At 61.3% G+C, this 13,919-nt stretch carries 12 protein-coding genes; 1 reads left to right on the forward strand and 11 read right to left on the reverse strand.

Translation table 11 applies throughout. The annotated features are described in order from the left end of the window. Window positions 1-9: 9 nt before the first annotated feature. A complete protein-coding gene (locus ATI14_RS22800) occupies window positions 10-783 on the forward strand; it encodes an enoyl-CoA hydratase (RefSeq protein WP_016974449.1) in 774 nt (257 codons plus the stop codon). Between the two features lie 78 nt (window positions 784-861). Here ATI14_RS22800 and ATI14_RS22805 read toward each other — a convergent pair whose 3' ends face one another. The 11 genes from ATI14_RS22805 to arnC form a co-directional block, all read right to left on the reverse strand. Continuing rightward, window positions 862-2,013, reverse strand: coding sequence for an acyl-CoA dehydrogenase family protein (locus ATI14_RS22805; RefSeq protein ID WP_031320456.1), 1,152 nt, complete (start codon window positions 2,011-2,013; stop codon window positions 862-864). Between the two features lie 3 nt (window positions 2,014-2,016). Further along, a complete protein-coding gene (locus ATI14_RS22810; protein ID WP_016974451.1) occupies window positions 2,017-3,120 on the reverse strand; it encodes an enoyl-CoA hydratase/isomerase family protein in 1,104 nt (367 codons plus the stop codon). 131 nt (window positions 3,121-3,251) lie between these two features. Continuing rightward, the gene (locus ATI14_RS22815) at window positions 3,252-3,962 is read right to left on the reverse strand and encodes an HPP family protein (RefSeq protein WP_031320457.1); all 711 of its coding nucleotides are present in this window, start codon (window positions 3,960-3,962) and stop codon (window positions 3,252-3,254) included. 279 nt (window positions 3,963-4,241) lie between these two features. After that, window positions 4,242-5,864, reverse strand: coding sequence for an ArnT family glycosyltransferase (locus tag ATI14_RS22820; protein WP_016974452.1), 1,623 nt, complete (start codon window positions 5,862-5,864; stop codon window positions 4,242-4,244). A gap of 3 nt (window positions 5,865-5,867) precedes the next feature. Next, window positions 5,868-7,247, reverse strand: a complete 1,380-nt coding sequence (locus ATI14_RS22825; RefSeq protein WP_016974453.1) for a UDP-glucose dehydrogenase family protein — start codon at window positions 7,245-7,247, stop codon at window positions 5,868-5,870. After that, window positions 7,244-7,657 (reverse strand): 4-amino-4-deoxy-L-arabinose-phosphoundecaprenol flippase subunit ArnF, encoded by a 414-nt coding sequence (gene arnF, locus ATI14_RS22830; protein ID WP_016974454.1) that lies wholly within the window; start codon window positions 7,655-7,657, stop codon window positions 7,244-7,246. Before arnF ends, ATI14_RS22825 begins: the two co-directional genes overlap by 4 nt. Beyond that, window positions 7,654-8,001: a 4-amino-4-deoxy-L-arabinose-phosphoundecaprenol flippase subunit ArnE gene (gene arnE / locus ATI14_RS22835; protein WP_016974455.1), complete on the reverse strand. Its 348-nt coding sequence runs from the start codon at window positions 7,999-8,001 to the stop codon at window positions 7,654-7,656. Before arnE ends, arnF begins: the two co-directional genes overlap by 4 nt. Beyond that, entirely contained in the window at window positions 7,998-9,653 is a 1,656-nt protein-coding gene (arnT, locus tag ATI14_RS22840) for a lipid IV(A) 4-amino-4-deoxy-L-arabinosyltransferase (protein ID WP_016974456.1), read from the reverse strand. Before arnT ends, arnE begins: the two co-directional genes overlap by 4 nt. Next, entirely contained in the window at window positions 9,650-10,534 is an 885-nt protein-coding gene (gene arnD, locus ATI14_RS22845) for a 4-deoxy-4-formamido-L-arabinose-phosphoundecaprenol deformylase (RefSeq protein ID WP_016974457.1), read from the reverse strand. Before arnD ends, arnT begins: the two co-directional genes overlap by 4 nt. Further along, window positions 10,534-12,525 (reverse strand): bifunctional UDP-4-amino-4-deoxy-L-arabinose formyltransferase/UDP-glucuronic acid oxidase ArnA, encoded by a 1,992-nt coding sequence (gene arnA / locus ATI14_RS22850; protein ID WP_016974458.1) that lies wholly within the window; start codon window positions 12,523-12,525, stop codon window positions 10,534-10,536. Before arnA ends, arnD begins: the two co-directional genes overlap by 1 nt. Beyond that, the gene (gene arnC, locus ATI14_RS22855) at window positions 12,522-13,556 is read right to left on the reverse strand and encodes an undecaprenyl-phosphate 4-deoxy-4-formamido-L-arabinose transferase (protein ID WP_016974459.1); all 1,035 of its coding nucleotides are present in this window, start codon (window positions 13,554-13,556) and stop codon (window positions 12,522-12,524) included. The genes arnA and arnC overlap by 4 nt, the downstream gene beginning before the upstream one ends. Window positions 13,557-13,919 lie beyond the last annotated feature (363 nt).

Consider the following 13,919-nt stretch of genomic DNA (forward strand, 5'->3'; position numbering starts at 1 on the left):
AGCCGATACATGAGTTACGAAACCCTTTTGCTCGAAGTCCAGGGCCGCGTCGGGCTGATTACCCTGAACCGGCCGCAAGCCCTGAACGCCTTGAACGCCCAACTGGTCAGCGAACTGAACCAGGCGCTGGACGGCCTGGAAGCCAACCCTGAAATCGGCTGCATTGTGCTCACCGGCTCGAAAAAAGCCTTCGCCGCGGGTGCTGACATCAAGGAAATGGCCGAGCTGACCTACCCGCAGATCTATCTCGACGACCTGTTCAGCGACAGTGATCGCGTGGCCAACCGCCGCAAGCCGATCATTGCCGCCGTCAATGGCTTCGCCCTCGGTGGTGGCTGTGAGCTGGCCTTGATGTGCGATTTCATCCTGGCCGGTGACGGTGCCAAGTTCGGCCAGCCGGAAATCAACCTCGGCGTGCTGCCGGGCATGGGCGGCACCCAGCGCCTGACCCGCGCCGTGGGCAAGGCCAAGGCCATGGAAATGTGCCTGACCGGGCGCTTTATCGACGCGGTGGAAGCGGAGCGCTGCGGGATTGTCGCGCGCATCGTGCCCACCGATGAGTTGCTGGATGAAGCGCTGAAAGTCGCCACGCTGATTGCCGGCAAGTCGGTGCCGATCAGCATGATGGTCAAGGAAAGCGTGAACCGTGCGTTTGAAGTGAGCCTGTCCGAAGGCGTGCGTTTTGAGCGCCGGGTGTTCCATGCAGCGTTTGCGACGCAAGATCAGAAGGAAGGCATGGCGGCGTTTGTGGCCAAGCGCGCGCCGGAGTTCAAGGACAAGTAACCCGATCTCAAAAACACTGGAGATCAATTTGTGGGAGCTGGCTTGCCTGCTCCCACATTTGGTTTTGTGGTGTCCCCGTCAAAGCTGATAGTTCTTGAGTTCTCTGGCGATCACCATCCGCTGAATCTCGCTGGTGCCTTCGTAAATCTGCGTGATCCGCGCATCCCGGTAGTAACGCTCCACCGGGTAATCCTCCAGGTACCCATAGCCCCCGTGAATCTGCATCGCCGAGGAGCAGACCTTTTCGGCCATTTCAGAAGCAAACAGCTTGGCTTGTGACGCCTCCGACAAACACGGTTTGCCAGCACTGCGCAGGCGCGCGGCGTGCAGGATCAACAGGCGGGCGGCGTTCAATTGGGTCTGCATGTCGGCCAGCAGGTTGGCCACGCTCTGATGCTCGATGATTGCCTTGCTGAATTGCACGCGGTCCCGCGCATAGGCCAGTGCCGCCTCGAAGGCGGCTCGGGCAATGCCCAGCGCCTGAGCGGCAATGCCGATACGGCCGCCCTCAAGGTTGGACAGGGCGATGGCCAGGCCTTTGCCGCGCTCGCCCAGCAGGTTGGCTTCGGGAATGGCGCACTGATTCAGGGTGACGGCGCAGGTGTCCGAGGCACGGATGCCCATCTTGTGTTCGGTGCGGTCCACCACGAACCCCGGCGTTTCAGTGGGCACGAGGAAAGCCGAAATCCCCTTTTTGCCCAGTTCGGGGTCGGTCACGGCGAACACGATGGCCAGCTTGGCGCGTTTGCCGTTGCTGACAAATTGTTTGGCGCCATTGATGACCCACTGGCCGTCGCGCAGTTCGGCCCGGGTGCGCAGGTTGTGGGCTTCGGAACCGGCCTGAGGCTCTGTCAGGCAAAAACAGCCGATGGCCTGGCCGCTGGCAAGCTCGGCCAGCCAGGTTTGCTTTTGCTCAGCTGTGCCGAAGTTGAGAACAGGCCCGCAACCCACTGAATTATGGATACTCATCAGTGCGCCGGTGGCGCCGTCGCCTGCTGAAATCTCTTCCACGGCCAGCGCGTAGGCGACGTAATCGACATACGTGCCGCCCCATTCTTCCGGCACCACCATGCCCAGCAGGCCGAGCTCGCCCATCTTGGCAACCAGGGCGTCATCGATCCAGCCGGCTTTTTCCCAAGCCTGGGCGTGGGGCGCGATTTCGCCACGGGCAAAGTCGCGGGCCATGTCGCGGATCATTATTTGTTCTTCTGTGTATTCAAGATCTTGCATGGCTTATCTCGCAACCTGCTTGAAGTGATGGAAGAAGCTTTCAACGTGGACTGCATCCAGTTCATGGACGGTGGCCGGGTTCCAGCGCGGGGCTTTGTCCTTGTCGATGATCAGCGCACGAACGCCTTCGATCAGGTCGCCACGTTCGAACCACTGGCGATCCAGATGCAGTTCCAGCGCAAAGCACTGCTCCAGCGGCAGGCGGCGCCCGCGGCGAAGCATCTCCAGGGTCACGGCCATGGCCAGCGGCGAGCGGGTTTGCATCAGGTTGGCAGTGGTCAGTGCCCATTCGTGGCTGTCAGCGACGGTGACTTGTTGCAATTGCTCGACGATGCCGGGCACGTCAGGCTGGGCAAAGAAATGGTCGATGGCCGGGCGCAGGGCGGCCAATGGCGCGTCGGGCAATTGTTGCACCGCCAGTTTGGCGAGCACGCCTTGCAGGTCTTTGAGGGGCGAATCCTGCCATTGCAGGCGGTCGAGCTTTTGGTCCAGCTCGGCGAGTTTGGCGCTGTCGATGCACCAGTCCGCCAGGCCGCAGTACAACGCATCGGCGGCGCGAATCTGCACGCCGGTCACGCCCAGGTAAACGCCCAGCTCGCCAGGAATGCGCGACAGGAAGTAGCTGCCGCCCACGTCCGGGAAATACCCGATGGCCACTTCCGGCATCGCCAGTCGGCTGCGCTCGGTGACCACCCGCAGGTCGGCGCCTTGCACCAGGCCCATGCCACCGCCCAATACAAAGCCGTCCATCAACGCAAGCACGGGTTTGCGGTAATGGTGAATGGCGAGGTCCAGCGCGTATTCCTCGACGAAGAAGTCCTGATGCAGGGTGTCGCCGCTTTTGAAGCTGTCGTACAACGAGCGGATGTCGCCACCGGCGCAGAAGGCTTTCTCACCGGCGCCGCGCAAGACCACGGCGTAAACGGCCGGATCATCCGCCCAGGCCTGCAATTGCGAGGTGAGGCTGCGGACCATGTCCAGGGTGATCGCGTTCAGGCCGGCGGGGCGGTTGAGGGTGAGGTGGCCGATGTGGTTGCGAACCTCGGCCACTACGTCGTCCTGCAAAATGGCGGCTTGGCTTGCTTCGGATGAAACCTGAGCAGTCATCTCTAACTCCCTGCTTTTATTGTTCTTTATCAAGATGTTCGCGGGCGAACCATCTCGCGATCGTACCAGTGCAAATTTGCCCAGTACAACCCGGAATCATGCAGGTCGTTTTTGCATTTATGCAGCGCGGTTCACGCCACGCGGCTGGCCAGGACTTCACCGATACTGCGACGTCGCGCATGGCCTTCAGCGGCGTGAATCAATTGCTCCAGCTCGCCGGGTTCGACATCGTAGAACCGTTCCATATCCGCCAGTGCCAGCTTGAGATCGGCGGCCGTAATTGTCGGGTCGGTAGCGGGCGGCGGGTTGCCCATCACGACGGTTGGCGACTCGGCGACGCCCTTGGGGTAACGCGTGCGTGTAGCGTTGTTGTAGGCCAACGCGCAGGCCAGCAGCGCCGCGGCGCCGAGCATTACCGGCGCCAGTTCTTGCCAGCCCAGCGCGATGGACGCGGGGTCGGCGAGTACCAGGGTCATGGCCAGGCCGCCCGCGGGCGGATGCAGGCAGCGCAGCCAGCACATCAGCACCACCGTCATGCCCGCCGCGAGGCACGCACTGCCCAGGGTGCGCCCGAGTACCCGAGCGATCAGCAGTGCGATCACGCCCGCGCACAAGTAGCTGCCGATGATCGACCACGGCTGAGCCAGCGCACCGGACGAAACCGCAAACAGCAACACGGCAGACGCGCCCAGCGGGCCGAGCAGGTGCAACGCGACCTCCAAACCGAAGACTTGAGCGCACAACCACACGCTGAACAGGGTGCCCAGCGCCATGCCGATGGCAGCGCGGCTCCATTCGGCGGGGCGGGTATTGATGGCGGCGGGAATGAGGCGAGCGAGCATTCTGGAAAGGGTCCTGAAACAGCGGGCGAAAAAAAAGGCCTGCCTGGTTGCCCGGAACAGCCCTTTGAAAGTTCCAACAGTTGGGGGAGGAACCCGCGCAGTGTGCCGACGATAAAGATGCTGCGCAAATGCATATTAATGAAGGTTAAATACAAAAATAATGGAGTCATTCCCGTCGCAACCTCGCACTGCGTTGCAGGCAGTTTCTGGGGAAACAATAAAAAACGCCCATTCCTCGGGGAATGGGCGTCGTTTCTTACACGCTCTGCGGGCCTGTACTCAAGGTGCCGGGGCTTTTACCAGGTGCAGCAATACATAAGGGTCTTTATCGAACTCGCCGCTGAGTGCGGGCGTGAGCCCACGCAGTCGCGGATCCTGCACCTTCTCGAAGTCCTGTGCGCTCATCACCAGCCAGACGGGCGCCTGCAGCGGCGCCAGGTCGGCCGTGGTCTGAGTAAACAATGGCACCTTGTCGCAATTGAAGTTCACCATGAACTTGATGGCTTTCGCATCTTTGCCCAAGCCATGCAGCACAACGGGCGCAGGTTGCTCGGCTATTTTCGCTTTGACCGCCAGGGTGAAGGTGCGGGTGTCGTACAGCGAACGTTCTAACGGTTCGACCACCACGATGTACGTCGACCAGAGTGCCAGCACCGCAGCGAATGCCGGAGCCAGCGGGCGCCAGCGGGATTTCAGCAGGCCCAGCAGCGCAATCACTTGCAATACGGCCAGCAGGGTGAAGATCAGCCCGAGGCTGCTCAACTGTTCCGGGTAACGCTTGCGTGCGACCACCAGCCCGATGACCAGCAGTGCGGGAAACAACGTCCAGAGTGTCAGCATCAAGCCACGCAAAAACGCGAAGAACCGGCCCTGGGTAACCTGGAACGGATAGGCTGCAATGATCGCCGCCATCGGCAGCATCGGCAGGATGTAGCGCGCCTTTTTTGCCTGAGGCACGGAAAGCCCCACCATCACCAGCACACCCGCCGCCGCGCAATACAGTACCAGCTGCAACGAGGGGCCCGGCGCACGGCGCCCGCCAATGGCTACGGCCAGCAGCACCAACAGCGCCAACGGGTAGGCCAGGGCGTAATTGCCCAGGGAACTGGTGAAGTAATACAGCACGCCGCTGGAGCCTTCGGTGCCGTCCATGCGCCCCAGGAATTGCATGCGGATGACATCCTGCATGAACTCCTCGCCACCGCTGAGCTTGGCCAACAGCAGCAGCAAGCCGACACACGCCGCCAGCAGCGCCAGCGCCAACAGGCCAAAGGTGAACAACTGGCGCCACTGGCGATTGAGCAGGTAGTAGCTGCACAGCACACCCGTGGGGATCACCAGCCCAATGGGCCCGCGAATGGCAAACCCGAGGATCAGCAGCAAAAACAGCCAGTGCAGGCGTTTCGGGCTGCCGAAATGGTCGTGGGCGTAGCCCAGGTAAAACACCGCCAGGGCCACTGCCGCAAGCATCTGATCGAGTGAAACCGCGCGGGTCTCACTGATAAAGGTGCTGCTGAGCAACAGCATGGCGATGCTCAGCAGGCCCCAACGCGTGGAGTAGGGCGCCGTGAGGCGGTACACCAGCGTCACGATGAACGCCGAGGCAATGGCTGTGGGCAACCACGCCGTGAAGCTGTTCACTTCGCCCACCGGCAAGGAGAACAACCAGGTCAGCAGCGTCGAGGTCGCGAGATAGTCGGCGTAGGGCTGGCCGTAGGTCGTCGGGAAGAAACTTGGCCCATGACGCAGCATTTCCTGGGCGAAAACCACGAAACGCGAGTCAAACCCGATAATCGCCTGGTGCCAGTTGCCGACGATAAACAGCACCAGCCCCAGGAGCCCGAGCCCCAGCGACTGGTGACGGATGCTTGAAGTGAGCAGGGGCGGATGCAGTTTGTTCACGTATCAGGCTTCCTTCGCCTGCGACGCCCAGTTTTGCTGAGGAATCGGCAGTTCACAGGAGTCACCACGGCCCATCGGGAAGTACTTGAAGCCTTTGCGGGCCAGGCGTTCGCCGTCGTACAGGTTGCGTCCGTCGAAAATCACCGCGTTTTTCAGGCGGTCGTGGATCAGGTCGAAATCCGGCGCCTTGAATTGCTGCCACTCGGTGCACACGATCAGCGCATCGGCGCCGCTCAGGGCCGATTCCGGCGTGCCCAGCAGGGTCAGGCGCGACTCGTCGCCGTAGATGCGCTGGGTTTCCTGCATGGCTTCCGGGTCAAAGGCGCGCACATTGGCGCCGGCGGCCCACAGGGCTTCCATCAACACACGGCTGGGCGCGTCGCGCATGTCGTCGGTGTTGGGTTTGAAGGCCAGGCCCCACAAGGCGAAGGTTTTGCCTTTGAGCTCGCCCTTGAAGTAGGCGTTGATGCGTTCGAACAGCTTGCTCTTCTGGCGCTGGTTGATGGCTTCCACCGCCTGCAGCAGGTCGCTGTTGCAGTTGGCTTCCTTGGCGCTGTGGATCAGGGCGCGCATGTCTTTGGGGAAGCACGACCCGCCGTAGCCGCAGCCCGGGTAAATGAAGTGGTAGCCGATGCGCGAGTCGGCACCGATGCCCAGGCGCACGGCTTCGATGTCTGCGCCCAGGTGTTCGGCCAGCTCGGCGATCTGGTTGATGAAGCTGATCTTGGTGGCCAGCATGCAGTTGGCGGCGTACTTGGTCAGTTCGGCGCTGCGCAGGTCCATAAAGATGATGCGGTCGTGGTTGCGGTTGAACGGCGCGTACAGGTCGCGCATCACTTCACGCACTTCTTCGCGCTCGCAGCCGATGATGATGCGGTCCGGGCGGCGGCAGTCGGCAACGGCCGAACCTTCCTTGAGGAATTCCGGATTGGAGACGATATCGAACTCCAGGTGACGGCCGGCCACGCGCAGGTTTTTCTCGATATGGGCGCGCAGGGTGTCGCCGGTACCGACCGGCACGGTGGATTTTTCCACCAGAATCACCGGCTCCACGCGGTGGCGGGAGACCGCGTCACCCACCGACAGCACGTATTTCAAGTCGGCCGAGCCGTCTTCATCGGACGGCGTGCCCACAGCGATGAACAGCACTTCGCCGTGCTCGACAGCCAGCTTTTCGTCGTGGGTGAAGTGCAGGCGACCACTTTCCAGGTTTTCTTTCACCATCGCAGCCAGCCCCGGCTCGAAGATGGTCACATGGCCTTTTTGCAGCGACTCGACCTTGTTCTTGTCGACGTCCATGCAGATCACATCGTGGCCGACTTCGGCCAATACGGTGGCCTGCACCAGACCGACGTAACCACTACCAAATACACTGATTTTCATGGGGCATTCCTGGGACTTGTGGTGCTAGCACGGCGAGAGTTAATAACCAGAACTCCGAGGATGACCAATGCCACCCCCACAGTCTTTGACAGCGAAAAGTGTTCGTTGAATACCGGCAGGCTGGCAGCCAGCAGGTACACCAGGGCGTAGCTGATGCTGAGCAGCGAGTAAGCGCGCCCCAGCGGCAAATGTTTGAGCGCGCCGAGCCAGCACAGCATCGACAGGGCATAGGCGAGGATGGCGAGCATCACCACGCCCAGGGCGCCAAAGTCGATGCTGTTGCCGTTAAAGGCATCAAGCCATTCGGTGGGCAACGGCAAACGCGTCATGCTCCAACGCATGCCCAACTGGGCTGCGCTGACCAGGCCGACACTGCCGAGCGCCAGGGCAAATCCCCGCGCACGGCTCATACGTGCCGCCCCAGCAAGACCACGCCGCCGATCACCAGCGCGACACCAAACCAGTGACGGCCATCGATGTGTTCATGGAATACAAAGCGCGCCATCAGCGTGACCAGCACAAAATTCAGGCTGAGCATGGGGTAGGCGATGCCCACCTCCAGGCGTTGCAGCACCAGCAGCCAGACAAGCAGGCCGAGGCCCAGGCACACCAGCGCCGACCACAACCACGGCGAGCGCAGCTTCGGCGCCCAGCCTTGCGGCTGTTCGCGCCAGCTTTCCACGGCAAATTTCTGCGAGACCTGACCCATGCAGGTCAGCAAGCAAGCGCCCAGCAAGAGAAACAACGTGATCATTGCGTGACCTGTGGAAAGATCAGAATCACCAGGTTGCCTTGCTCGTAACGCTTGCCGTCCTGAGGCAGCAAGTTGACTTCGGCGACTTCGTCATCGCCCTTGACGCGCATGACCACGCCGACCGAACCGCGTTTGCGGGCATCGGTCATCCATTGCTGGACTTGGTCGGTATTGATGCGGCGATGGGCGGTGTCCGGGTAGGCAATGCCGTATTTCACTTCGCCAACGGTGTTATAGAGCGCAATGTCCGGCCGCCCCAGGCGCCACGACAGGGCCGATGCTGCGCCCAGGTCATTGCTGAGCAGTGACGCGGTGGTCTGCAATTCTTGCTGATGATCGATGATGAACTGGTCAGGAATCTTGTTGTACACCACCGAATGGGGCAGCGCGGCCGGCACCAGGGCGACGAGCAGCCAACTGCCGACCACCGGCGCCGCCCACAACTTCAGCGGGCGCGCGGCTTGCAGCAGGTTGGCGATGATCCAGCCGATCAGGAACACAAACACCAGTACCAGGCTGAAGGTTTCCTCACCGTGTTCAAACACCGGCTTCTTCAACTGGAACCAGGTAATTGCCAGCAATGCCAGCACCCCGAACACCAGGTTCAGCCAGCCGTTGAAGCGCAGGACGCGGCCGCGGCCCTGCGCCAGTTTGTCGCTCAGGGTGGAGCCCATCAGCAATGCCAGCGGCAGCAGGCACGGCATGATGTAGGAGGGCAACTTGCCTTTGGCCAGGCTGAAAAATGCCAGCGGCATCAGCAGCCACAGCAATACAAACGCGGTTTTCGGCAGGCGTTTTTCAACCCAGGCCTGCTTGAGGGTGGAGGGCAACAGGGCAATCCACGGCAACGTGAACGCGACCAGCAGCGGCAGGTAAAACCAGAACGGTTCGGCGTGTTGGGCATCTTCGCCGGCAAAACGCTGGATATGCTCGTGCCAGAAGAAGAAGTTCCAGTAATCCGGCTCCTGCAAGTGCACGGCCAGGGCCCACGGCAGGCTGACGACAATCGCCACGATCACTGCCACCATGCCGTAGCCGAGCAGTTCGCGAAAGCGTTTCTGCCAGACGGCGTAGGGCAGGGCGATCAGCACCGGCAACAGCCAGGCGAGGAAACCCTTGGTCATAAAGCCCAGGCCGCAGGCGAAACCGAGCAGCGCCCAGGACCACAGGCGCCCACGCCGCGTGGTGCTGTCGAAGCAATACCACAGCGCAACACCGGTCAGGTTGACCCAAAAGGTGAACTGCGGGTCCAGGTTGGCATAGCCGCCGAGCAAGGCCACGCTGACAAAACTCATGTACAGCACGGTGCTGACCAGGCTTTTCTGCGGGTCATTCCACAGGCGGCGTGACACCAGGTACACCAGCAGAATGCTCAGCCCGGTGCTCAGCGCCGACGCAAAGCGCACGCCAAACAGGTTTTGCCCGAAGATCGCCTGGCCCAGCGCGATCATCCAGTACCCGGCGGCGGGTTTTTCGAAGTAGCGAATCCCCATGAAGTGCGGCGAGGCCCATTTGCCGGTCAGCAGCATTTCCTGGCTGATCTGCGCGTAACGGGTTTCATCGGGAATCCACAGGCCGTGGCTGGCCAGCGGCAGCAGGTAAAACACGCCAAACGCCAGCAGGAGCAGGGGCAACGCCAGGCGCCGGATCATGCCTGTTGCACTCCGAGCCAACCCTCACGGCCAGGCAACACGCCGCGCACCAGCTTTTGTTGGGGCAGGGTGTTCACATCGGCGGGCAGCAGCTCGCCCAAGGGTTTGAAGTCGATGCCGCGCTGCCCGGCCTGGGCAAGCAACTGGCGAAAATCATTGGCCATCAGAATCCCTTCTACTTCTGCGTGGATCGTGTAGACGTTCAGCTTCGACTCGGCGAACCGGTCAAGAATGAAGCTGTTGAAGTCTTTGGCAGCCACCACCGGCCCGACGACTTCGTCGAAGGTCGGCAGGTCTACCGGAATTTGTGGGGTGCCCGCGCTGCCATCGGCCAGGGTTGGACGAAACAGGCCGGTGCCCCGGCAATCGCTGTTGTAGCGAAAGTTGAAACCTTGCTTGGCTTGCACCACGCGCTCATCGGCGCGCCAACCGGCGGCCGCCGAGCAGTCGATGCGTTCACCGAGGATGTCGCTGAGGGTGTCGACGCCACGGCGGATCTGTTCGATCAGCTGTGCGTCGCTCCAGCGCCCGGTGTTGGCTTGCCAACCGTGATGGTCCCATGCGTGCAGGCCGACCTCATGGCCGGCAGCCTTGGCCTGGCGCATCAAGTGCCCCAGGTCACGACCGATTGGCTTGCCTGGCCAGGCGGTGCCGGCCAGCAGGATGTCCAGGCCATACAGGCCTACTGCATTGGAACGCAGCATCTTCCACAGAAATTGCGGGCGGATGAGGCGCCACAAGTGGCGCCCCATGTTGTCCGGCCCGACGCTGAAGAAAAACGTCGCTTTAACCCCGGCTTCATCCAGGGACTCGAGCAGCCGTGGCACACCTTCACGGGTGCCGCGGTAGGTGTCGACGTCGATTCGCAAGCCTGCCTGCATTACTTTTTGTCCGCGATTTCTAGCATGGCTTCCTTGAGGAAGAAGTCCAGGGTGTTGCCGATGGTTTCGCTCATCTCAACGGTCGGCTCCCAGTTCAGCAGGCGCTTGGCGTTTTCGATGCTTGGTTTGCGGTGCGCCACGTCCTGGTAACCGGTGCCGTAGAACGCCTTGCTTTCCACGTCGCGGAAACCGGCAAACGGAGGGAAGTTGCCTCGCAGCGGGTGAGCTTCGAACTGACGCAGCAGCTCTTCGCCCAGCTGGCGGATGCTGGCTTCGTTTTCCGGGTTGCCGATGTTGACGATCTGACCGTCACATACACCGTTTTCGTTGTCGATGATGCGGGCCAGGGCTTCGATGCCGTCAGCGATGTCGGTAAAGCAGCGTTTTTGCTCGCCACCGTCGAACAGGCGGATCGGGGTGCCTTCCACCAGGTTCAGGATCAACTGGGTAATGGCGCGGGAGCTGCCGATACGGGCCGAATCCAGGCGGTCCAGGCGCGGGCCCATCCAGTTGAATGGACGGAACAGGGTGAATTTCAAGCCCTTGTCGCCGTAGGCCCAGATCACGCGGTCCAGCAGTTGCTTGGAAACCGAGTAGATCCAGCGCTGTTTGTTGACTGGGCCAACCACCAGGTTGGAGGTGTCTTCGTCAAAGTACTGGTCCTGGCACATGCCATAGACTTCGGAGGTCGACGGGAAGATCACGCGCTTGTTGTACTTGACGCAGTAGCGAACCAGTTTCAGGTTCTCTTCGAAGTCGAGTTCGAATACACGCAGCGGGTTACGGGTGTATTCGATCGGGGTCGCGATGGCCACCAGCGGCAGGACCACGTCACATTTTTTGATGTGGTACTCGATCCACTCGGTGTGGATGCTGATGTCGCCTTCCACGTAGTGGAAGTTCGGGTGGCTGCGCAGGCGCTCGATGGCGTCGGAACCGATGTCCAGGCCGTAGATTTCGTAGCGGTCGTCACGCAGCAGGCGCTCGGACAGGTGGTTACCGATGAAGCCGTTCACACCCAGGATCAGCACGCGGGTACGGCGTGGCTTGCGGCCGGACTCGGCGCCGCGCAGCACGGAGCCGTCTACCAGGCCCAGTACATCTGCCAGGGCAGGGCCGGCCAGGAACAGGCCATCGGCGTTGCGTTGGCCAAACTTGACCACCAGGGAGTCTTCACCGCATGCGATGCGCAGCGGGTTGACGCTGATCACGCGGCCCGGCGCCAGGCCTTCGTTGCCCTTGACCACCTCGGCTTGCCACACGATCAGTTTGTGCTCGCCCACGGCGCAGAAGGCGCCCGGGTAAGGTTGGGTGACGGCGCGAACCAGGTTGAACAGCTCTTCAGCCGGCTTGTTCCAGTCGAGCTTGCCATCGGCAGCGGTGCGTCGGCCAAAATAGGTGGCCTGACTTTCGTCCTGAGCGTGCTCGGCCAGTTTGCCTTGAGCCAGTTGCGGCAGTGCGTCGCGCAGCAGGTTGGCAGCGGCGTCACGCAGTTTGGCGTGCAGGGTCAGGCCGGTGTCGGTGCGGTCGATGATGACTTTTTGCTGGGCGAGAATGGCGCCGGCGTCGGCACGCTTGACCATGCGGTGCAGGGTCACGCCGGTTTCGGTTTCGCCGTTGACCAGGACCCAGTTGGCCGGTGCGCGGCCACGGTATTTCGGCAACAGGGAGCCGTGCAGGTTGAACGCGCCTTTGCTCGCGGTGGCCAGCAGGGGTTCGCTCAGCAGGTTGCGGTAATAGAAGGAGAAGATGTAGTCCGGGTTCAGCTTGGCGATGCGCTCGACCCACAGCGGGTGGTTGGCGTCTTCCGGCGCGTGGACCGGAATGCCGTTGCGTGCGCACAGTTGGGCGACGGAACCGTAGAAATTGTTTTCCTTGGGGTCGTCGGCATGGGTGAACACGGCAGCAATGTCGTAGCCGGCGGTCAGCAGGGCTTCAATGCCTGCACAGCCAATATCGTGGTAAGCGAAGACAACAGCTTTTGAATTCATGACGAAACCTGATCGGAAGGAGAAGTGGAAGAGTGAGACGTTGGCAGGCCGTCAACGACGACGACCGGTGCCGGTGCTGCGGGTTGGTTGCGCAGCACTTTTTCAATAAAGAAGCGCGGGCGGGCGCGCACGTCACTGTACATGCGGCCCAGGTATTCACCCAGCAGCCCCATGCCGATGAACTGGCCACCGGTGAACATGAACAGCACCGCGAACAACACAAACATACCGTCGCCGGCCCATTGGGCGCCGAACGCCAGGCGCAGCACGATCAGCGCCAGGGCGAATATCACACCCAGGGCGGCCAGGCTGAAACCGACAATGGACAGCAGGCGCAGCGGGGTGGTGGTCATGCAGGTCAGCAGGTCGAACATCAGGCTGATCAGGCGCATGGCGCTGTATTTGGATTCGCCGTGTTCACGCTCGGCGTGATGCACCAGGATCTCGGTGGTGTGGCGGGCAAAGCCGTTGGCCAGTATCGGGATGAACGTGCTGCGCTCGCGGCAGGCGAGCATGGCGTCGACGATGGTGCGGCGGTAGGCACGCAGCATGCAGCCGTAGTCGCTCATGGCCACGCCGGTGGAGCGTTGCACGGCCAGGTTGATCAGGCGCGACGGCCAGCGGCGGAAAGCCGAGTCCTGGCGGTTGTTGCGCACGGTGGCAACCACGTCGTAGCCCAGGGCGGCTTGTTCGACCAGGCGCGGGATTTCTTCCGGCGGGTTTTGCAGGTCGGCGTCCAGGGTGATTACCACTTCGCCACGGGACTGCTCGAAGCCGGCCATGATCGCCGCATGCTGGCCGTAGTTACGGTTCAGGATCACCGCAACTACGTGGCTGCCTGCTTCAGCGGCGGCGTCTTCCAGCAATTGGGCCGAATTGTCGCGACTACCGTCATCCACCAGGATGATTTCGTATTCGTAGGCCAGTTGCTTGCACGCTGCCGTCGTGCGACGCAGCAATTCAGGCAGGCTCTCTTGTTCGTTGTAGACCGGGATGACGATCGACACGCAATGAATAGGGTAGGGTTTCAAAGATTCATGACCTCGGGGCAAGAGCAGGTTGGAGCGTGAAAACAGCAGTAATCAGCGGCTGAAGGTTCAGTAACACTGATTAAACACAGCGTGGGTTTGCGATATTCATTCGACGTTCCTGGGACGGGCAATGGTTTCTTCCATGGTTGATCGTAGTAAAGCCGAAAAGTGTGAAAGGTAAAGCGTAATCAACAGGTTAGTCGTAGAACACGCGGTTTGTTCTCAGGTCCTGCGGCCAAGATTAAGCGGAAAAATGTTGAACGAATATGAAAGGCTGATGAAAAACTCGTTTATTTGACAGGTAGACAGCTAGGGTTCAGCTAAGTGACTGACCTGCCGAGGGATACCCAAATCCGGGAAAAT

It is taken from the genome of Pseudomonas tolaasii NCPPB 2192, assembly GCF_002813445.1.
In the GTDB taxonomy this organism is placed as follows: Bacteria; Pseudomonadota; Gammaproteobacteria; order Pseudomonadales; family Pseudomonadaceae; genus Aquipseudomonas; species Aquipseudomonas tolaasii.